Origin of the sequence: Janibacter sp. Y6, assembly GCF_040900765.1 — a bacterium.
Classification (GTDB): domain Bacteria; phylum Actinomycetota; class Actinomycetes; order Actinomycetales; family Dermatophilaceae; genus Marihabitans; species Marihabitans melonis.
The window spans coordinates 220,368-240,828 of the sequence record NZ_JAKLYZ010000002.1 but is presented as its reverse complement, the minus strand read 5'-3'; the positions used below and the strand labels follow the sequence as shown (position 1 = coordinate 240,828).

At 73.4% G+C, this 20,461-nt stretch carries 18 protein-coding genes and 1 tRNA gene; 13 read left to right on the top strand and 6 right to left on the bottom strand.

Annotated elements, in window-relative coordinates; genetic code table 11:
* The first annotated feature begins 80 nt into the window (after nt 1–80).
* Together L6241_RS06090 and selD are read left to right on the top strand one after the other, a co-directional pair.
* Nucleotides 81–176 (top strand) — tRNA-Sec (locus L6241_RS06090).
* Nucleotides 177–239: 63 nt separating this feature from the next.
* The gene (selD, locus tag L6241_RS06085; protein ID WP_068270384.1) at nt 240–1,247 is read left to right on the top strand and encodes a selenide, water dikinase SelD; all 1,008 of its coding nucleotides are present in this window, start codon (nt 240–242) and stop codon (nt 1,245–1,247) included.
* Between the two features lie 228 nt (nt 1,248–1,475).
* Here the strand turns inward: selD and L6241_RS06080 are convergent, their stop codons facing one another.
* The 5 genes from L6241_RS06080 to fdh form a co-directional block, all read right to left on the bottom strand.
* Nucleotides 1,476–2,333 (bottom strand): hypothetical protein, encoded by an 858-nt coding sequence (locus L6241_RS06080; RefSeq protein WP_368245386.1) that lies wholly within the window; start codon nt 2,331–2,333, stop codon nt 1,476–1,478.
* Between the two features lie 254 nt (nt 2,334–2,587).
* A complete protein-coding gene (locus tag L6241_RS06075) occupies nt 2,588–3,883 on the bottom strand; it encodes an OFA family MFS transporter (RefSeq protein WP_368245385.1) in 1,296 nt (431 codons plus the stop codon).
* Between the two features lie 31 nt (nt 3,884–3,914).
* A complete protein-coding gene (gene nrfD, locus L6241_RS06070; protein WP_368245384.1) occupies nt 3,915–5,051 on the bottom strand; it encodes an NrfD/PsrC family molybdoenzyme membrane anchor subunit in 1,137 nt (378 codons plus the stop codon).
* Nucleotides 5,048–6,184 (bottom strand): 4Fe-4S dicluster domain-containing protein, encoded by a 1,137-nt coding sequence (locus tag L6241_RS06065; protein ID WP_368245383.1) that lies wholly within the window; start codon nt 6,182–6,184, stop codon nt 5,048–5,050. Before L6241_RS06065 ends, nrfD begins: the two co-directional genes overlap by 4 nt.
* Nucleotides 6,181–9,507 (bottom strand): formate dehydrogenase, encoded by a 3,327-nt coding sequence (gene fdh / locus L6241_RS06060; protein ID WP_368245382.1) that lies wholly within the window; start codon nt 9,505–9,507, stop codon nt 6,181–6,183. Before fdh ends, L6241_RS06065 begins: the two co-directional genes overlap by 4 nt.
* A gap of 220 nt (nt 9,508–9,727) precedes the next feature.
* Here fdh and L6241_RS06055 point away from each other — a divergent pair, with 220 nt between their 5' ends.
* The 7 genes from L6241_RS06055 (at nt 9,728) to L6241_RS06025 (ending at nt 16,232) form a co-directional block, all read left to right on the top strand.
* Nucleotides 9,728–10,369, top strand: coding sequence for a 2Fe-2S iron-sulfur cluster-binding protein (locus L6241_RS06055; protein WP_368245381.1), 642 nt, complete (start codon nt 9,728–9,730; stop codon nt 10,367–10,369).
* Entirely contained in the window at nt 10,366–11,373 is a 1,008-nt protein-coding gene (locus L6241_RS06050) for a xanthine dehydrogenase family protein subunit M (RefSeq protein ID WP_368245380.1), read from the top strand. Before L6241_RS06055 ends, L6241_RS06050 begins: the two co-directional genes overlap by 4 nt.
* A complete protein-coding gene (locus tag L6241_RS06045; RefSeq protein WP_368245379.1) occupies nt 11,370–13,478 on the top strand; it encodes a xanthine dehydrogenase family protein molybdopterin-binding subunit in 2,109 nt (702 codons plus the stop codon). Before L6241_RS06050 ends, L6241_RS06045 begins: the two co-directional genes overlap by 4 nt.
* Nucleotides 13,475–14,083: an NTP transferase domain-containing protein gene (locus L6241_RS06040; RefSeq protein ID WP_368245378.1), complete on the top strand. Its 609-nt coding sequence runs from the start codon at nt 13,475–13,477 to the stop codon at nt 14,081–14,083. Before L6241_RS06045 ends, L6241_RS06040 begins: the two co-directional genes overlap by 4 nt.
* Nucleotides 14,084–14,172: 89 nt before the next feature.
* A complete protein-coding gene (locus L6241_RS06035; RefSeq protein ID WP_368245377.1) occupies nt 14,173–14,553 on the top strand; it encodes an MmcQ/YjbR family DNA-binding protein in 381 nt (126 codons plus the stop codon).
* Between the two features lie 89 nt (nt 14,554–14,642).
* Complete coding sequence (locus L6241_RS06030) at nt 14,643–15,197, top strand: antibiotic biosynthesis monooxygenase (RefSeq protein WP_368245376.1); 555 nt, start codon at nt 14,643–14,645, stop codon at nt 15,195–15,197.
* Nucleotides 15,198–15,224: 27 nt separating this feature from the next.
* The gene (locus L6241_RS06025) at nt 15,225–16,232 is read left to right on the top strand and encodes an aldo/keto reductase family protein (protein WP_191564298.1); all 1,008 of its coding nucleotides are present in this window, start codon (nt 15,225–15,227) and stop codon (nt 16,230–16,232) included.
* Between the two features lie 61 nt (nt 16,233–16,293).
* On the opposite strand, the gene L6241_RS06020 is transcribed toward L6241_RS06025, so the two are convergent.
* Nucleotides 16,294–17,505, bottom strand: coding sequence for a cysteine desulfurase-like protein (locus tag L6241_RS06020; protein WP_368245375.1), 1,212 nt, complete (start codon nt 17,503–17,505; stop codon nt 16,294–16,296).
* 40 nt (nt 17,506–17,545) lie between these two features.
* Between L6241_RS06020 and L6241_RS06015 the strand changes: the two genes are divergently transcribed.
* From L6241_RS06015 to L6241_RS06000, 4 genes are all read left to right on the top strand, one after another.
* Complete coding sequence (locus L6241_RS06015) at nt 17,546–18,421, top strand: aminotransferase class IV (protein WP_368245374.1); 876 nt, start codon at nt 17,546–17,548, stop codon at nt 18,419–18,421.
* Between the two features lie 99 nt (nt 18,422–18,520).
* Entirely contained in the window at nt 18,521–19,450 is a 930-nt protein-coding gene (locus L6241_RS06010) for a lysophospholipase (protein WP_368245373.1), read from the top strand.
* Between the two features lie 7 nt (nt 19,451–19,457).
* Nucleotides 19,458–20,138, top strand: a complete 681-nt coding sequence (locus L6241_RS06005; protein ID WP_368245372.1) for a DUF998 domain-containing protein — start codon at nt 19,458–19,460, stop codon at nt 20,136–20,138.
* Nucleotides 20,135–20,458, top strand: a complete 324-nt coding sequence (locus L6241_RS06000) for a hypothetical protein (protein WP_368245371.1) — start codon at nt 20,135–20,137, stop codon at nt 20,456–20,458. The genes L6241_RS06005 and L6241_RS06000 overlap by 4 nt, the downstream gene beginning before the upstream one ends.
* Nucleotides 20,459–20,461: the final 3 nt, after the last annotated feature.

Below are 20,461 nucleotides of genomic sequence, written 5' to 3'. Positions count from 1 at the left end.
CTGCCCTCGTCCCTGCGCAGGCTAGTGGCGGCGTGGTGGGTGCGGCCAGGGCAGGACTCCCCTGCGATAGCGTGAGCGGCGGAGGCGTCTGGGCACCTGGTGGGCTCCCCGGTCTTCAACACCGGTGAGGCCGAGCATCTCGGTCTGGCGGGTTCGATTCCCGTCCGCCTCCGCCAGCCACCACCGGCGAAGGGGGCCCGCCGCCCCCTTCGCCGGAGGGCCCGACCTAGGGTGAGGGCATGGCGGAGCAGCTGCGACTGACCCAGTACGCCCACGGCGGAGGGTGCGCGTGCAAGATCCCGCCCGGTGAGCTCGAGCAGGTCGTCGCCGGCCTGCGCGGGGTGCGCACCGCCTCGACCGCCGAGGTGCTCGTCGGTCTCGACGACGGCGATGACGCGGCCGCCGTGCGGGTCGCCGACGGTCTCGCCGCGATCTCGACAGCCGACTTCTTCACCCCCGTCGTCGACGACGCCTACGACTGGGGCCGGATCGCCGCGGCGAACGCGCTCTCCGACGTCTACGCCATGGGTGGCACGCCCGTCATGGCGATCAACCTCGTCGGCTGGCCGCGCGACGTCCTGCCGACCGACCTCCTGACCGAGGTGCTGCGCGGTGGTCTCGACGTCGCGACCCAGGCCGGCTGCCCGGTCATCGGCGGGCACAGCATCGACAACCCCGAACCGATCTACGGCATGGCCGTCACCGGCACCGCCGACCCGGACCGTCTGCTGCGCAACGACGCCGCGCAGCCCGGCCTGCCGATCAGCCTCACCAAGCCCCTCGGCCTGGGCATCCTCAACAACCGGCACAAGGCGACCGGGGAGCTGAGCGCCGAGGCGGTCGAGGTGATGACGACCCTCAACCGCGAGGCGTCCGAGGCGGCGCTGGCGGCGGGGGTGCGCTCGGCGACCGATGTCACCGGCTTCGGGCTCCTCGGGCACCTGCACAAGCTGTGCCGCGCGAGCGGTGTCGCGGCCGAGATCGACGCCGCGGCGGTGCCGTACGTGAGCGGCGCGCGCGAGGCGCTCGCCGCCGGGCACGTCCCCGGCGGGTCGCGGCGCAACCTCGACTGGGTGCGCCCCCATCTCAGTGCCGACGGGGTGGGTGAGGACGAGCTCGTCATGCTCGCCGACGCCCAGACCTCCGGCGGCCTGCTCGTCGTCGGCGAGATCCCCGGTGCCCCCGTCGTCGGCCGCACCGTCGCCGGCGGCTCGCTCGGCGAGGGGATCACCCTCCGGGTGCGCTGACCCCTTCGCGCTCGTCGGCTGGGGCTACGAAACCCTGCCAGCAGCCCTTCGACGAGCCAGGACCCTCTCGAGAGGGTCCTGGCTCGTCAAGACCCAGCCAGCAGGGTTTCGTAGGCAGCGGGGGGCGAAGGGGGACCCAGCAGCACCTCGACGCGCGAGCAGCAGCACGAGGTGCGGCTGGGTATGACGAGCTGCTGCATGCAGCAGCTTGCTGAAGGGGGGCGGGGGTCAGGCGCGGGGGCGGGTGCCCGGGAGGTAGCCGACGTCGATGACGGCCTTGACGAAGGGGCGTGCCCGCCGCAGCGTCTCCTCGGCCTCCGGCACCCCGGCCCACAGGCCCGCGGCGGCGGTGTCGGTCTCGCGCTCGACCCGGTCGTAGAGCTCGGCGCCGGCAGCGGTCATCGCGCCGTCCGCGTCGAGCAGCCCGCGCGAGCGCAGCGACTGCGACGCGCTCTCCCAGTCCGAGTCCTCCCAGCCGCGGGTCTTCAGGAGCAGGGAGCGACCGAGCGTGCGCCGGCGGATCGCCGGGTCGGGGTGGGGCGCCTCGTGCAGCACGAGGGCCTCGACGGGGGAGAGGTCGGCGAGGACGAGCGCCGCGATGTGCCCGTCGCCGCGGTGCTCGCGCACGACGGTGATCGCGTGCCACAGCTGCAGGTGCGGCTCGTCCGGCCACGGGTGGGCGGCCCACGCGGCGGCGAGAGGTCGGCCCTCGAAGCGCGCGTCGACGACGCCCGCCCGCAGCGCGCCGACGACGGAGGCGATCTCGGGGTCGGACACGCGCTCGCCGAGGGCGTCGCGCAGCGAGGCGTCGACCGCACGGGTCCGTCCGGCGTCGGTCTCGTCGAGACCGGTCGACAGCGCCTCGGACCAGCCGAAGGTGATGAGCGCCGGGTTGAAGTTGTAGAAGGTCGCCGCGACCGTCGCCGCCGAGGTCCGCCCCAGCGGCGCGGCCCGCCCCCCGACGTACATGCCGGCCTGCGAGAGCCGCAGCGGCACCGACTCGGTCTTGAGGTGCGGGTTGAAGTACGCCAGGACGTGGTACGGCTCGAGCGTCTCGTAGGCGGTGCGGGCCAGCGTCGAAGTCACGCCTGGCACCTTACGGGTCACCCGGGCGAAGGGGGAGGCGGTGGTCTCGAGGCTCAGGCCCGGGGAGCCTTCGCACCTCGACCAGCGACGGGCGGGTGGTCTCGAGGCTCAGGGCCGGGGGGCCTTTGCGCCTCGACCGCCATGCCCCCCTTCGCCACGTGACCAGCCCCGCCCCATGCCCAATGAGCGCGAATCGCCGCTACGCGGGGGGCGTAGCGGCGATTCGCGCTCACTCGGGCGACGGGAGAGGGGGGTCAGGCGTCGGCGGTGCGGCCGGCGGGCTTCTTCGTGATGAGGGGGATGGCCGCACCGACGAGGGCGATGATGCCGACGACCGTGTAGCCGACGGTGTACGCCTTGTCCTCGCCGACGAGCGCGGAGATGAGCAGCGGGCCGACGACGCCGCCGATGGACCAGCCGATGAGCATGAGGCCGTAGATCCCACCGGCGTTCTTCACGCCGAAGAAGCTGCCGGCGGTCGACGGCATCGTCCCGAAGGCGCCGCCGTAGCAGAGGTAGATGAGCGCGGCGAGGACGTAGAAGATCGCGACGTTGCCGGCGTGCGGGATCGCGATGAGCGCCAGGCCCTGGATCGCGAGGATGCCGACGAAGGCCGTCATCTTGCCGATCTTGTCCGACACGGCGGCCCAGGCGATGCGCCCGACGCCGTTGAAGAGACCCATGACGCCGACGAGCGTCGCGGCGGCGCCGGCGCTGAAGCCGGCCACGTCGGTCGCGGTGCCCGCCGCGATCGAGATGAGCGAGATGCCCGCGGTGACCGAGATCGTGAGGATGAGGGTGAGGAGGTACCACTGCGGGGTCGACAGCGCCTCGGCCTGCGTGAAGTCGCGGACCGCGGGGGCGGTGGTGTCCCCCTTCGCCGCGGTGCTCTGCGTCGCCCCGGCGACGGTGTAGCCCTCCGGCGGGTTGCGGAAGACGGAGGCGCCGATGACGCCCGCGACGAGGTAGGCCAGGCCGAGCCAGAGGAAGACCTTCGTCGGGTAGCGCTGGTAGTCCTCGCTGCCGGCGATCATCCGCTGGGCGAGGGGGCTGGTGATGACCGCGCCGAAGCCGAAGCCGCCGACGGCGATGCCGGTGATGAGGCCCGTCTTGTCCGGGAACCACTTCTGCAGCATGGCGATCGGGACGATGTAGGCCAGGCCGAGACCGAAGCCGCCGAGCACGCCGTAGCCGAGCACGAGCAGCCACAGGTCGCTGCCGTCCCGCGCGAGGCTGGCGAGCATGATGCCGACCGAGTAGATCGCGACGCCGACGAGCGCCACGGTGCGCGGCCCCCGCTTGTCCTGGATCCGTCCGCCGAGGAAGGTCCCGACGAAGATCATGCCGATGGCGACCTCGAAGGGGATCGCGGCCTGCACCTTGGAGATGTCGAAGGCAGAGCCGTCCGCCTGGAGCGCCTTGGCGAAGGTGCTCCACGCGTAGACGGCGCCGATGGCGAGCTGGACGAGGACGCCTCCGACGAGGATGAGCCAGCGGTTGCCCCCTGCGCTCGTGGTGGTCGAGCGTGGCGTGGTGGCAGGGGTGCTCATGACGACTCCTTCTCAGGTGGCGGTGGCGCGCTCAGCGCGCCGTGGTGATGCTGTCGTGGACGACGCCGCGGGCGCGGCGCTCCTCGAGACGGGCCTTCTGCGTGGCGACCGTGTGGCGGGGGTCCTTCGCCGACTCGATCCCGGCCTCGACGACGGCGAAGCGGGTGAGCGCGGAGGCGGTGGCCAGGGCCAGCCCGCTCGCGACCGCGACGGTGCGCGAGCGGCGCGCGAGCAGCGAGCCGACGCCGCCGGCGATCGTGAGGACCTTCGCCGCGCGCATCATCGCGCCCGGTCGGCCGTGGTGGATCGTGTCGTCGATGTCGAGCTCGCGCAGCCGACGCTCGACGGCCTCGGTGGCGACGAGGTCGCCGACCGCGCCGAGCACCGCGAGGCGCTGGACCGGCCGGGTCTGCGAGGCCGGGGTGAGGACGAGCTGCAGCCCCGAGGAGGCCATCGCCGCGGAGGAGACGAAGACGAAGGGGAGGGTGCGCCGCGACTCGAGCCACACGGGGGTGGCGGTGTCGGAGAGCAGGACGGCGGTGTACGCAGCGAGCGGCGGCCCGAAGGCGAAGCTGCCGAGCGAGCCGATCGTCTCGAGCGGACGCACGACGCCGCCGAGGACGGGCAGGCCGCGACCGCCGCTGCGCCCGCCGAGCATCCGGTCGACCTCGGCCGCGGTGCTCAGCGCCCCGAAGGCGGAGAAGGCCGAGAAGATCCACGTGCCGACCGACATCGGCGAGGTGAGCTTGACCGTGCGCAGCATGTTGATGAAGCGCTCGGGCCGGCCGAGGTCGGAGACGAGCAGCCCGCCGCTCACGGCGACGGCCGTCATCGAGGTGAGCCGCGCGTTGCGGCGCAGCGCCTCCAGCCCGACGGCGTGGGCCGCGGCGCCGATCATGCCCGAGCCGGCGGCGACGCCGCCGGTGAAGAGGTAGGCAGGGATCTCGTGCTTCCACGGCACCGGCTTGATGACCGGCTGGCCGTAGTAGCTGCGGAACTCCGCGTCGGGCACGACGGCCTGCTCGCCGCGTCCGCGCTGCCGCCCGGAGAGCCAGTCGCTGCCACGGGCCGCGAGGCCGCGCGGGTCGCGGTGCTCACCGGCCCGGCGGCGCTCGCGCCGGCCCTGGGTCTCCGGCGGGCGATAGCTGTCGAAGGCGCTCGTGCTCATCGGCGCGCCCCGACGAAGGACACGGCCGCGGCGCCGAGGAGCCCCAGCGCGGCCAGACCGGCCTTGCGGAACATCTCGGGCAGGTGCGCGGTCGGCACGACCGGGTCCGGCGGCAGGCCGTAGACCTCGGGCTCGTCGAGGAGCAGGAAGACCGAGCCGGTCCCGCCGACGCCGTCCTGGTCGTTGGCGCCGTAGAGCCGGGCCTCGGTGAAGCCCTGGGAGTGCAGCTGGGTGACGCGCTCCTGGGCCGAGGCCACCATGTCGTCGTGGTCGCCGAACTTGATCGAGGTCGTCGGGCAGGTCTGCGCGCACGCCGGCGTCTGGTCGTGGCCGAGACGGTCGTAGCAGAGCGTGCACTTCTGGGCCACGCCGATGTTCGGCACGTGGTCGTGAGCGCCGCTGCCGCGGGAGTCCTCGACACCGCTCTCGTCACGGCGCCCGATGACCCCGAAGGGGCAGCCGCCGACGCAGTAGCCGCAGCCGTTGCACACGTCGGGCTGGACGACGACGGTGCCGAACTCGGTGCGGAAGAGCGCTCCGGTCGGGCAGACGTCGAGGCAGCCGGCGTGCGTGCAGTGCTTGCACACGTCGGAGGCCATGAGCCAGCGGAACTCCGGCAGCGGGCCGACCTTCGGCTGGCCGTCGACGGTGGTGCCGAAGGGGGACCCGCCGTTCGTCGTCGGGGTGATGCCCTCCTGCGCCCCCTTCGCGGCGAGCATGTCGGACAGCGCCGGGCCGTGGTCCTCGACGGGCGCGGGCAGGCTGCCGTACCCGGCAGGGGTCCCGCCGCGGGCCGGCTGCGGGGCCGGAGCCCCGATGCTCGGCATGCCGAGGTCGACGAGCGCCTTGCCGGAGGCACGAGCCGCCTCGATGCGCTCCTGGCCCTGCTCGACGAAGGCGACGTGGCGCCACGTGCTCGCGCCGAGGTCACCGGTGTTGTCGTAGGAGTTGCCGGACAGGCCCAGCCCGTCCATGGGCACGGCGTTCCACTCCTTGCAGGCCACCTCGCAGGCCTTGCAGCCGATGCAGATCGAGGTGTCGGTGAAGAAGCCCTTGCGAGACGGCGGGTCCACCCAGCCGGCGTCCTGCGCGACGTCGGTGGCACCGGAGAGCTGCTCGGTCAACCAGGTCACGTGTCCTCCTGCTCGATGATCTCGACGACGTCCTCGGCGACCCGGGCGTTGCCGGTCTCGGTCGTGGCGCCGGCGAGCGACTGGTACTCCGCGACGAGCCGCAGCAGGTCGTCGCCCTGGGGGCGGCGACCGGGACGGATGTCGCACGAGCCGACCTTGCTCTCCTGGATCTGGACGTTGGGGTCCAGGGCCAGGCCGAGCAGGTCGTTGGCGGCGTCGCCCTCGACGACGGCGTCACGGCCGACGCCCCAGTGGTAGGGCAGGCCGATCTGGTGCACGGTGCGCCCGCCGGCGAGCAGCGGTCGCATGCGGTCGGTGACGAGCACCCGGGCCTCGATGGCCGAGCGCGCGGAGACGATCGTCGCCCAGTCGCCGTTGGTCAGGCCCCGCTCCTGCGCCAGCGCAGGGCTGACCTCGCAGAACATCTCCGGCTGGAGCTCGGAGAGGTAGGGCAGCCACCGGCTCATGCCGCCGGCCGTGTGGTGCTCGGTGAGCCGGTAGGTCGTGAAGACGAAGGGGTAGACCCCGCTGCCCGGCTCGTCGCCCGAGGGCGCCCACAGGTTGTCCTTGCGCGGGAAGAGCACCCGCCCGGGGTTGCGCTGCTGGGGGTAGAGCGGGTTGACGACGGGTGACTCCTGCGCCTCGTAGTGCGTGGGGAGCGGGCCGTCGACCATCCCCTTCGGCGCGTAGAGCCAGCCCTTGCCGTCCGCCTGCATGATGAAGGGGTCGTCGCCGGCGATCGCCGCGGGACCACCGACGCCGGGGTCGGGCCGGAAGGACGGGTCGCGGTCGACGGGGAAGTCCGGGACGTCCTTGCCGACCCACCTGCCCTGCTCCGCGTCCCACCAGATGTACTTCTTGCGCTCGCTCCACGGACGACCCTCGGGGTCGGCGGAGGCGCGGTTGTAGAGGATGCGCCGGTTCATCGGCCAGGCCCAGCCCCAGTCCTTGGCGACCTCGTCCTGCTCCTGGCCCGGCACGCGGTCCGCGGAGTGGTTGATGCCGCCGGCGTAGACGCCGGAGTAGATCCAGCACCCGCCGGAGGTCGAGCCGTCGGCCTTCATCTCGTTGAAGGTCGACAGCGGCTGGCCCGCCTTGTCGCCGGTGAGGTGCATGCCGTTGATCTCGCGCAGCACGGCCTCGCCGTCGATCTCACCCTCCTCGTCCTTCGGGTAGTCCCAGGTGAGGTCGAGCAGCGGGCGGTCGCGCTCGTCGGTGGATCCGGCGAGACGCTCGCGGATGCGCACCCCGAGCTCGTAGAAGAACTCGAGCTCGCTCTGGCAGTCGCCCGGCGGCATGACCGCGCGGTGGCGCCACTGGAGCAGGCGCTGGGTCTGGGTGAAGGTGCCTGCCTTCTCGACGTGCGTGGCCGCGGGGAAGAAGAAGACCTCGGTGCCGATGTCCTCGGTGCGCAGCTCACCGGTCGCGATCTCCGGCGCGTCCTTCCAGAAGGTGGCTGACTCGATCATCTGCAGGTCGCGCACGACGAGCCACTTCAGGTGCGACATCGCCAGGCGCTGCATCCGGCCGTGGGCGGACCCGACCGCGGGGTTCTGGCCGAGGAGGAAGTAGCCCTCGACCTTGTCCTCGAGCATGTCCATCGCCGTCTGGTACGTGCCGTGGGGACCGTTGATCTTCGGCAGGTAGTCGAAGGCGAAGTCGTTCTCCGGGGTGGCGGCGTCGCCCCACCACGACTTGAGCAGGCTCGCGGTGTAGGCGTCGGCGTTGGTCCAGAAGCCCTTCTGCAGCGGTGACGCGATCGAGGACAGGTACTCCTCGTAGCTGTCGTGCTGGCCGGCCGCCGGCATCGGCAGGTATCCCGGCAGGAGGTTGAAGAGCGTCGGGATGTCGGTGCTGCCCTGGATGCTCGCGTGACCGCGCAGCGCCATGATGCCGCCGCCGGGGCGGCCGACGTTGCCCATGAGCAGCTGGAGGATCGCGGCGGTGCGGATGAACTGCGCGCCGAGCGAGTGCTGGGTCCAGCCCACCGCGTACGCGAAGCACGTCGTGCGCTCGCGCCCGGAGTTGTCCACGATCGCGTCGGCGATCTCGTGGAACTGCTCCGGGCGGATGCCGCACACCTCCTGGACCATCTCGGGCGTGTAGCGCTGGTAGTGCCGCTTGAGCACCTGGAAGACCGAGCGGGGGTGCTGCAGGGTCTCGTCGCGCTCGACCTTCGCGTGCTCGAGCGGGGCGCCGTGACCACCGGTCTCGTCGCCCGCGGCGCGGGCCGACTTGCTCGACCCGTGCTCGCTCGTCCCGTCCGGGCCCTCGACCTCGCCGTCGGCGCTCTCGCCCTCGGCGGGGTCCTCGCGCTCGGCGTAGGCCCACGTCGACATGTCGTAGTGGCCGGTCTTCGGGTCGTACCCGGAGAAGACGCCGTCGAGGTCCTCGGTGTCGCGGAAGTCGTCGCTCACGAGCGTCGCGGCGTTGGTGTACGCCACGACGTAGTCACGGAAGTAGAGGTCCTTGCTCAGGACGTGGTTGATGAGCGCGCCGAGCAGCACGACGTCGCTGCCCGCACGGATCGGGACGTGCGTGTCCGCGATCGCCGAGGTGCGGGTGAAGCGCGGGTCGACGTGGATGACACGTGCACCGCGGGCCTTGGCCTCGGAGACCCACTGGAAGCCCACCGGGTGGCACTCGGCCATGTTCGAGCCCTGGATGATGATGCAGTCGGCGTTGGCCATGTCCTGCAGGTACTGCGTGGCGCCACCGCGACCGAAGGAGGATCCCAGACTGGGAACCGTGGAGCTGTGTCAAACACGCGCCTGGTTCTCGATCTGGATCGCTCCCGCGGCGGTGAAGAGCTTCTTGATGAGGTAGTTCTCCTCGTTGTCGAGGGTCGCTCCTCCCAGCGCCGCGACGCCCATCGTGCGGCGCAGCCGCCGGCCCTGCTCGTCGTGCTCCTGCCAGCCCGCGGCCCGCGAGGCCATGAAGCGGTCGGCGACCATGTCGATGGCCTCGTCGCGGTCGATCGGGCGCCAGTCGCTCGCGCCCGGCGCGCGGTAGAGCACCTGCTTCTGCCGCGACGGCGAGTTGACGAGCTGCTCGCTCGCCGCCCCCTTCGGGCACAGCCGACCACGACTGATCGGCGAGTCCTTGTCGCCCTCGATCTGGACGACCTTCTCGTCCTTGACGAAGACGCGCTGGCCGCAGCCGACGGCGCAGTAGGGGCACACGCTCTGCACGACGCGGTCGGCCGTCGACGTGCGCGGCTCGATCTCGCGGGTGCGCTTGCTCTGCACCGACTTCCCTCGGCCCAGGTAGTCGCCGGTCCGTAGCTGTCGTACGACCGGCCAGTCGAGCGGGGTGATGGCCATGGGAGCCTCCGTCGGGCGTCGGTGCTGGTGCTCCACGTCACTCTCGCACACGGCGCTCGCACCGTCGCGGGCGGCAGGACCCCCCTTCGGGTGTGACGAAGGGGGGACGGCTTCGGCAGCCAGACAGGGGGGCGGCGGGCCGCCCACCTGGCCCGATGTCGGTGGCATGGTGGGACGGCCGCGTCCGCGGCGTGCCGGACCCCCCAGGAGAGGACGCCCCGTGACGGATTGGAGCACCACGACGACCGTGACCCTGACGGTCGACGGCCGCAGCCACGAGATCGAGGTCGAGCCGCGCACGACGCTGCTCGACACCCTGCGCGAGTGGCTCGGGGTGACGAGCGCGAAGAAGGGCTGCGACCACGGCCAGTGCGGCTCGTGCACGGTGCTCCTCGACGGCCGCCGGCACCTCACCTGCCTCACCCTCGCCGTGCAGCAGGACGGCGCCGAGATCACGACCGCCGCCGGGCTCGCGGGCGTCGACGCGACGGCGCACGGCGATCCCTCGCTCACCGCGCTCGACGACGCCGAGCTGCACCCGGTGCAGCAAGCCTTCGTCGACCGCGACGCCCTGCAGTGCGGCTACTGCACCCCCGGTCAGGTCTGCAGCGCCGTCGGGGTGCTCGACGAGATCGCGAAGGGGCACGCGAGCCACGTCACGGACGACCTCGAGGAGGGCCTCGACGGCGGGGCACAGCTGACACGAGACGAGATCCGCGAGCGGATGAGCGGCAACCTGTGCCGCTGCGGGGCGTACACGAACATCGTCGACGCGATCTGCCAGGCCGCGGGCGACCCGCCGCCGGACAGGGTGGCCGAGGCCGAGATCGTCTCCGGTGCGGGCGACGGGGCCGCGCGATGAACCCCTTCGCCTACGAGCGGGCCACCGACCCCGCCGACGCCGTCGCGCGCCACGGCGGCGACCCCGACGTCGCGTACGTCGACGGCGGCAGCAACCTGCTCGACCACCTCAAGCTCGGGATCCGCACGCCGTCGCGTCTCGTCGACGTCGGGCATCTCGGGCTCGACGAGATCACGCCGACGCAGGACGGCGGGCTGCGTATCGGCACCAACGTGCGCAACAGCGACCTCGCCGCCCACCCCGCGATCCGCCGCGACCACCCCCTCGTCGCGCGGGCCCTGCTCGCCGGCGCCTCGGGCCAGCTGCGTCACCAGGCGAGCACCGGCGGCAACCTGCTCCAGCGCACGCGGTGCGTGTACTTCCAGGACCTCACGACGCCGTGCAACAAGCGCGAGCCGGGCACCGGGTGCTCGGCCGACCACGACGAGGCGCGCACGAGGGAGAACGCCGTCCTCGGCACGAGCGAGCACTGCGTCGCGGTCCACCCGGGCGACCTCGCCGTCGCGCTGCGCGCGCTCGACGCCGTCGTCGTCGTGCGCGGCACGGGCGGCGAGCGCCGGGTCCCGATGGGCGAGCTGCACCGGCTGCCCGGCGACCGGCCCGATCTCGACACGACCCTCGAGCACGGCGACCTCATCACCGCCGTCGAGCTCGCACCTCCGACGCCTGGCGCCGTGGCGACGTACGTCAAGGTGCGCGACCGGGCCTCCTACGCCTTCGCGCTCGTCTCCGTCGCTGCCGAGCTCGTCACCGACGGCGAGACGATCTCGCACCTGCGCCTCGCGTGGGGCGGCGTCGCCCATGCGCCGTGGCGCCCGACCGGCGTCGAGACCGCTCTCGTCGGCGGACCCGTCGACACGGACGCCGTCCTCGCCGCGTGCGAGGAGGAGCTGGGCCAGGCCCGCACCTGGCCGGGGAACGCCTTCAAGGTCCCCCTCCTCGCCCGCACCACCGCCCACGCGATCGAGCAGCTCGCGACCCGTCCGGCAGGAGCCGCAGCATGAGCACCGACGACTCCGGCGAGCGCCTCGCGCCGCTGACCGCCTCGGCCATGGGGACCGACGTCGCCCGCGACGACGCCCGTCTCAAGGTCACCGGCACCGCGCCCTACGCCGTCGAGCACCCGGTCGAGGACCCCCTCTACGCGGTGCTCGTCGGGGCCCCCTTCGCCCTGGGGTCGGCGACCGTCGACGCCTCCGAGGCGCTCGCCGCACCCGGTGTGCACTCGGTCGTCGACCACACCAACGCGCCCCGGCTCGAGGGCGTCGAGGACCTCGAGATGGACCTGCTGCAGTCCGGTCGGGTCGACTACCACGGCCAGGTCGTCGCGATCGTGCTCGGGGAGTCGCTCGCCGCGGCCCGGCACGGGGCGCACCTCGTGCGCGTCGACGGGGCGCAGCGCGAGGCGGCGACCCGCTTCGAGATCGGGCAGGCCCGGCGCAAGCCCGACGAGGTCAACGCCGGCTTCCCCACCGACTCCGAGACCGGTGACGTCGACGCGGCCGTCGCGCAGGCCGCGACGACCGTGCAGCAGACCTACGTCACCCCGCTCGAGCACAACAACCCGATGGAGCCGCACGCGGCGACGGCCACGTGGCGCGAAGGGGGAGACGGTCCCGTCCTCGAGATGACCGTCTCGACCCAGTCGGCACCGGGTGTCGTCACGACCCTCGCCCCCCTCCTCGGGCTCGAGCCCGAGCAGGTGCGCGTGCGGGCGCCGCACGTCGGCGGCGGCTTCGGCAGCAAGGGGCTGCCCCACCCGCCGGACCTCGCGGCCGCCATGGCGGCGCGCACCGTGCCCGGTCGACCGGTGCGACTGGCCGTCACCCGTCAGCAGATGTTCGCGCTCACCGGGTACCGCTCGATCACCGCCTCGCAGATGCGGCTCGCGGCCCAGGAGGACGGCACCCTCACGGGGATCCAGCACGCCTCCTTCACCCCGTCGAGCCGGGTCAAGGAGTACGCCGAGCAGACCTCGGTCTCGACGCGCTCGTTGTACGCGGCGCCCAACCGGCGCACGAGCCACCGGCTCCAGGACCTCGACGTCGCGATCCCGTCGTGGATGCGGGCGCCGGGCGTCTTCCCGGGGGTCTTCGCCCACGAGGTCGCGATGGACGAGCTGGCCGTCGACCTCGGCATCGACCCCGTCGAGCTGCGCCGTCGCAACGACACGGACGTCGACCCGGACTCGGGCGACCCCTTCAGCGAGCGGCGCCTGCTCGAGTGCTTCGACCGCGGGGCCGAGCTCTTCGGGTGGAGCGGTCCGCAGGAGCCGCGCTCGCGGGTCGAGGGCGACTGGCTCCTCGGCAGCGGCGTCGCGACCGCGACCTACCCGGGTGAGTCCATGCCCGGCAACCAGGCCTGCGTCACCGTCCTCGACGACGGGCGCTACGAGGTCTCCATCGCCGCCACCGACATCGGGACCGGCGCGTGGACGGTCCTGCGGCTCGTCGCGGCCGACGCCCTCGGCGTGCCGCGCGACCAGGTCGAGATGCGCATCGGCGACAGCTCGCTGCCGCCGGCCTCGGTCGCCGGTGGGTCGGCGGGCACCTCGTCGTGGGGCACGGCGATCACGGGTGCTGCCCGTGCGCTGCACGACAAGTTCGGCACCGACCCCGCCGCCGGGTCGTCGGTGACGACGCCCGCCCCGGACGACCCGGGCGAGGAGGGGTACGTCACCCAGTCGTACGGTGCGGTCTTCGCCGAGGTCGGGGTGCACCGGTGGACCGGCGAGGTGCGTGCCCGTCGGCTGCTCGGGGTCTACTCCGCCGGCCGCGTGCTCAACCCGCGCGGTGCCCGCTCCCAGCTCGTCGGCGGGATGGTCATGGGGCTCGGCGCGGCGCTGCACGAGGAGTCGGCGCGCGACCCCCGCTTCGGGCACGTCGTCACCCAGGACCTCGCGAGCTATCACGTGCCTGCGCACGCCGACGTCCTCGACGTCGAGGCGCATTGGCTGCAAGGCCGCGACGACGTGATGAACCCGATGGGCTCGCGCGGCATCGGCGAGATCGGCATCACGGGAGTGGCCCCTGCGGTCGTCAACGCGGCCTACGCGGCGACGGGGGTGCGGGTCCGCGAGCTGCCGCTCACCCCGGACCACTTCCTGTGACCGGCGGCGAGGCCAGGCCCGGCGTCGTCGGGCTCGTCCTCGCCGCCGGGTCGGGTCGGCGGATGGGCGGGCCGAAGGCGCTCGCCCGCACGCCGTCCGGCGAGCTGCTGCTCGACCGGGCCGTGCGCATCGTGCGAGCGGGCGGGTGCGCCCAGGTCGTCGTCGCCCTCGGTGCCGGTGCTGACGAGGCACGCGGGCAGGCGCAGGCGCTGGCCCAGTCCGGGACCACCGTCGTCGACGTGCCCGACCACGGCACCGGGATGGCGGCCTCGCTGCGCTCCGGACTGAGCGCCGCGGAGCGGCTCGACCCGGACGCCGTGCTCATCACCCTCGTCGACCTGCCCGACGTGACACCCGACGTCGTCACCCGCGTCATCGGCGAGGGCCCCCACGACGACGCCCTTCGGCGGGCCATTTACGACGACCGGCCGGGCCACCCGGTCCTCCTCGGGAGGGTGCACGTCACCCCCCTCGTCGAGAGCCTCTCGGGCGACGAAGGGGGACGCCGCTACCTCGCCGGGGCGGGCTGCGAGGGCGTGCCCTGCGCGGATCTCGCGACCGGGCAGGACGTCGACACCCCCGAGGAGCTCGGCCGGGCGCGCTGAGCTGCGCGGCCGTCACCGCGGGTGTCGGTGGGTGCTCGTAGGGTCGGCGGACAGCCCGACGACGGGGGCTCGAAGGACGGGGAGGTCGCATGGACGGGGCGCAGCTGCAGGGGATCGCGCGTGCCCGGGCCGACGAGCTGCCGGGGAGCGAGCTGGGTCACCCCTTCGGCGCGGAGTGGGACGTGTGGAAGGTGCGCGGCAAGGTCTTCATGCTCCAGACCGCCGTCACGGGCGACCCGATCCTCACGGTCAAGGCGCACCCGGCCGACGCGCAGAGCCTGCGGGAGGCCCACGAGTGCATCACGGCCGGCTACCACATGAACAAGCGGCACTGGATCACCCTTCGCCCCGGCGACCTCGACACCCAGCTCGTCGAGGACGTCGTCACCGAGTCCTACCTCCTCGTCATCGAGGGGCTGCCGAGGCGGCTGCGGCCCGTCGACCCGGCCACCTTCGGCCCCACCCGCTGAGGAGGCGTTCCGCCAGGCGGTGCGAGGCCGACGAGGTGAGCGGCGTGCGCCCTACGGTGCTGGCACCCGCGCCGACACCGAGGTGAGCCATGTCCGTCCCCGCACCCCACCAGCCCGTCATCCGGGTCGCGCGCCGACGCGCGAAGCCCGGGTGCGCCGCAGCGTACGAGGCCCTCGTCGGCGGCATGCTCGGCGACGTCCGTCAGGTGCCGGGCTTCATCGGCGCCGAGGTCATCCCGCCGTCCACGGAGGGCGGGGAGCACCAGACCATCCTGCGCTTCGAGGACGACGAGGGGCTGGCGGCCTGGGACGCGTCGCCGGTGCGCCACGAGTGGCACGCCCGGCTCGCCGCGGTCGCCGAGGGCGACCCGGACTACCAGGTGCTCACCGGGCTCGAGGCGTGGTTCGCCCGGCCCGAGGTGCCCGGCCACAAGCCGCCGCTGCGCTGGAAGATGGCGGTCGTCACGTGGTGCGGCATCTTCCCCACCGTCGCCCTGCTCCAGCTCGTCCTCAACCCCCTCATCGTCGACGTCCCCTTCGTCCCGCGGGTCGCGATCTTCACGGTCTTCGTCGTCGCGATCGTCACCTACGTCGTCATGCCCCAGCTCGTGCGGCTCTTCCGTCCCTGGCTCGCGCGCCGCTGAGGCCGGTCACGGACGTAGCGTGACGGGATGGAGTACAGGTACCTCGGCAACAGCGGGCTGAAGATCAGCGAGATCACCTACGGCAACTGGTTGACCCACGGGTCCCAGGTCGAGAACGAGCAGGCGCACGCATGCGTGCGGACCGCGCTCGAGCAGGGGATCTCCACCTTCGACACCGCAGACGTCTACGCGAACACCAAGGCCGAGTCGGTCCTCGGCGAGGCCCTCAAGGGCGAGCGCCGCGAGAGCCTCGAGATCTTCACGAAGGTCTACTGGCCCACCGGCCCTGGCGGCAAGAACGACACCGGGCTGTCCCGCAAGCACATCATGGAGTCCATCAACGGCTCCCTGCAGCGCCTGCAGACCGACTACGTCGACCTCTACCAGGCCCACCGCTACGACACCGAGACCCCGCTCGAGGAGACGATGCAGGCCTTCGCCGACGTCGTGCGCCAGGGCAAGGCGCTCTACATCGGTGTCAGCGAGTGGACCGCCGACCAGATCCGCGAGGGCCACCGCCTCGCGCGCGAGCTCGGCATCCAGCTCATCTCGAGCCAGCCGCAGTACTCGATGCTGTGGCGGGTCATCGAGCCCGAGGTCGTCCCGACCTGCGAGGAGCTCGGCATCAGCCAGATCGTGTGGAGCCCGATGGCCCAGGGCGTGCTGTCCGGCAAGTACCAGCCGGGCGCGCAGCCGCCCGAGGGCAGCCGCGCCGCCCACGAGGAGGCCGGCGCGAGCATGCGCGACTTCATGAAGGACGACATCCTCAGCGCCGTCCAGGGTCTGAAGCCCGTCGCCGACGAGGCCGGGCTGAGCATGGCCCAGCTCGCGATCGCGTGGGTCCTGCAGAACGACAACGTCGCCGCGGCTCTCGTCGGGGCCTCGCGTCCCGAGCAGGTCGTCGACAACGTCAAGGCCGCCGGCGTGCGTCTCGACGACTCCGTCATGACGAAGATCGACGAGGCCCTCGGCTCGGTCGTGCAGCGCGACGCGGGTCAGACCGCTGCGCGCTCGCCGAAGTCACGCGTCGCCTGACGGACCACGCGCACGAAGGGGGCGGGGCCGGGTCATCCGGCCCCGCCCCCTTCGCGTCTGCTCAGGCGAGCTCGCGCAAGCCCTCGAGCAGCCGGTCGACGTCGGAGTCGTCGGTGTACGGGGCGAGCCCGATGCGCACGCCCCCGGTCTCGCCCAGGCCGAGCGCCCGGCTGAGCTCGATCGCGTAGAAGTGCCCCGCCGGTGCGGCGACACCGCGCTGCGCGAGGTGGGCGCGCACGTCCTGGGGGTCGCGCCCCTCGAAGGTCACGAGGAGCGTCGGCGTGCGGTCCGGCGCGCCGGAGCGAAGGGAGACACCCGGCAGCTCGCGCAGCGCCGGCTCGAGACGGGCCAGCAGCGCGCTCTCGTGCTCGTGGAGCGCAGCGAAGCTGCGCTGCAGCCGTGCGCGGCGCGGCTCCTCGGTGTCGTCGCCGGGGGCGAGATCGGCGAGGAAGTCGATCGCGGCGGTGACGCCCGCCATGAGCTCGTAGGGCAGGGTCCCGAGCTCGAAGCGCTCGGGGACCGCGTCGCTCGAGGGCAGCAGCTTGTCCATGTGGAGGGTCTCGAGGAGCGCGGGGTCGGCGCTCACCGTGCCGCTGTGGGGGCCGAGGAACTTGTAGGGCGAGCACGCCCAGAAGTCGGCACCCAGACCGGTCCGGTCGGGCAGGCGGTGCGCGCTCGAGTGCACCCCGTCGACCCAGAGCAGCGCCCCGACGCCGTGGGCCAGCGCCGAGACCTCGGCGACGGGTGGGATCGTCCCGACGAGGTTCGACGCGGCCGTCATGGCGACGAGCCGCGTGCGCTGGGTGACGACGGCCTCGAAGTGCTCGAGCCGCTGGTCGCCGGTGGTCGGGTCGAGCTCGGCCCAGCGCACCGTCGCACCCGCTCGCTCGGCGGCCTGGACCCACGGGCGGATGTTCGAGTCGTGGTCGAGCCGGCTGACGACGACCTCGTCGCCCGGGCCCCACGTCGACGCGAGCGCGCGGGACAGGTCGTAGGTGATGGCGGTCGCGCTGCGCCCGAAGATCACGCCGCGCGGGTCGGTGCCCACGAGGTCGCCGATGGCGGCCCGGCAGCCCGCGACGACCTCTTCGGCCCGTCGCTCGGAGGAGGTCACCGCACCCCTGTTCGAGATCGAGGAGACGAGCGTCGCGGCGATCGCGTCCGCGACGACGTCGGGCGTCTGGGTGCCGCCGGGCCCGTCGAAGTGGGCCAGGCCCTGCACGAGCGAGGGGAAGTGGGAGCGGATGCGCTGCACGTCGTAGGCGGTCGTCATGGGGCACATCGTGCCCCCTGCGCCGCGTAGCGTGAGCGGCATGCCCCGGGTCGTCGCCGTCCTCCGCCCCGACGGCCCCGAGGTCGTCGACCCGGCGCAGCCCGTCATCACCGTCGACGACCTCGGCCTGACCCGCGGCGACGGGTGCTTCGACTCCGGTCTCGTCACCGACGACGGCGACGGGCACGTCGTGCGCGGCCTCGACGACCACCTCGAGCGGCTGACGCGCTCGGCCGCAGCGCTCGAGATCACCCCTCCGCCGCGCGAGGCGTGGGTCTCGCTCGTCGACGCGGCCCTGGCCGCGTGGGACACCCCCGGCGACGCCTCTCTCAAGCTCGTCCTCACCCGCGGGCGCGAGTGGGACCCCGACGCGGGCCCGACGGCCTGGGTGGTCGTCTCGCCACGGGCGTCGGGCCGGCCGCAGCGCGGCGAAGGGGGGAGCGACCCTGTCCGCGCGGTGACGCTCACCCGTGGTCACCCGAGCGACGCCTTCGAGGACGCCCCATGGCTCCTCGGCGGGGCGAAGACCCTCTCCTACGTGGTCAACGTCGCCGCCCAGCGCGAGGCCGCACGGCGCGGGGCCGACGACGTCGTCTTCACCTCGACCGACGGGTACGCGCTCGACGCCCCGATGGCCGGGCTGCTCGTCGTGCGCGACGGTCGCTGGCTCTCCACGCCCGCCGGGCCCACGGGCATCCTCGAGTCGCTGTCGGTGGCGACGATCCTGCGGGCCGCCGCCGAGGACGGGCAGGGCAGCGCCTTCGAGCTCGTGCCGGTCGAGCACCTCTACGACTCCGACGGGGTGTGGCTCGTGGCCTCGAGCCGCGGCCCGACGCCGGTCGGCGAGCTCGACGGCCGCCCCCTTCGCGTCGACCCCGACCTCGTGGCCACGGCCGCCCGGTACGCCGGGTTCTGACCCGGTCGCGGTCCCTGGGCATGCCCGGGTGCACCCTGGTCCCTCGACCCGCCCCGCGTCCTGGCGCGCAGAGCCCTCGACGTGGCTAGGCTCCCCGCCATGGAGACGCTGAGCATCCCTTCGCCCCACGACGGGCTGGCCCTGGCCACCTACGTGTGGGAGCCCACCGGCGCGCCGAAGGCGGTCGTGCAGGTCGCGCACGGCATGGCCGAGCACGCGCAGCGCTACGACCGGCTCGCCCAGCGGCTCACCGCGGCCGGGTACGCCGTCGTCGCCCACGACCACCGCGGGCACGGCGCGACCGTCGACGACCCGAAGGACGCCGGCTATCTCGCCGACGCCGGTGGGTGGAGCGCCGCGATCGTCGACATGCGTGCCGTCGGGGCCGCCGCGCGGGAGCGCTTCGCCGGGGTCCCCTTCGTCCTCCTCGGCCACTCGATGGGCTCCTTCCTCTCCCGCGAGCTCGTCTCGCGCGGCAGCGCGGGCATCGACGCGCTCGTGCTCTCGGGGACCATGGGCGACCCCGGTGCGCTCGGCAAGGTCGGGGCGCGCGTCGCCGCGCTCGAGGCGCGGCTGCGGGGCCGACGCCACCCGTCGTCGCTGATGAACACGCTGACCTTCGGCTCCTTCAACAAGGAGTTCTCGCCCGCGCGGACCGACTTCGACTGGCTCTCGCGCGACACCGACGAGGTCGACGCCTACGTCGCCGACCCCCGCTGCGGGGCCGTCTTCACCTCCGGCTTCTTCGCGGACATGCTCGCCGGCGTGAGCGACCTGGCCAAGGACTCCAACGCCGGGCGGATCCGCAAGGACCTGCCGATCTACCTGCTGTCGGGCAGCCAGGACCCTGTCGGTGGGCAGGCCGCCGTCGAGGCCGTGCAGGCGCAGTACGAGCGGGTCGGGCTGACCGACGTCACCGCCCGGGTCTACCCCCAGGGGCGCCACGAGATGTTCAACGAGACCAACCGCGACGAGGTCGTCGACGACCTCGTCACCTGGCTCGACGAGACCGTCGCGCGCGTCGGCTGACCCGGGCGTGAGCGCCGATCGCACGCGGGTGCTCGGGCTGCTGCTGCTCCTGTCCGGCGCCTTCGTCGTCGCCGAGGTCGTCACGGCCTCGGCATGGACCGGGCCGGCGTACTCGTGGACCGGCACCGTCATCAGCGAGCTGGGTCGCACCGACTGCGGGGGCGGTGCCGTCCCGGCGTGCTCGCCGTGGCACGGGGTCATCAACGCGATGATGCTCGCCCAGGGGGTGCGGGTCGCGCTCGCCGTCGCCGTCGGCTTGTCGCTGCTGCGGGGAGCCGCAGGTCGTCTGGGGGTCGTGACCGCCGGGGCCGCGCTCGTCTACGGGGCGGGCATCGCCGGCGTCGGTCTCGCGCCCCTGTCCGACGCCGCCGTCGCCGGCTCGCCCGAGGCGCTGCGGCACGGGGTCGCCGCGCTCCTCGCGATCGGGGGCGGCGTGCTCGTCCTCGTGCTGCTCGCGGCGACCCTGCGCCGCGACCACCCCAGGGCGGCCCTGCTGGCGGCGGTCCTCGCCGTGACGGGCACCGCGGGCGGGGTGGGCTTCGCCGTGCTGCCCGACCTGCAGGGGCTCACCGAGCGCGTCGCCGTCTACGCCCCCATCGCCTGGCAGGTCGTCGTGGGCTCGGTGCTGCTCGTCGTACCGGCCCGGGCCGCCTCTCGTCGCGGGCCTCGGGCGGTCGCCGCGCCATGAGCACCCCCATGCCGCCGCTCGGCCCGGGGGATGCGCGCGCGCCTCGCCGGCGCGGTCGTCGTCGGCACGCGGTGGCTGTCCTCGCCGGGCTCCTGCCCTCGGTGCCGCTGCTCCTGTGGTTCGCCCTCGTCGCCGTCACCGCGGCCGTCGACCGGTCCTCGGCGCCGCAGCCCGGCGCCGTCGGTCAGGTGCTCGGGTGGACGCTTCTCGTCCTGCCGGTCACGCTCGTCCTCGGTCTATCCCTCGTCGGCCTCGTCTACCTCGGCGCCGGGCTGCGGGACTCGCGGACCCGTCGCCGGGGGCCTGCGGTGGCACGATGACGG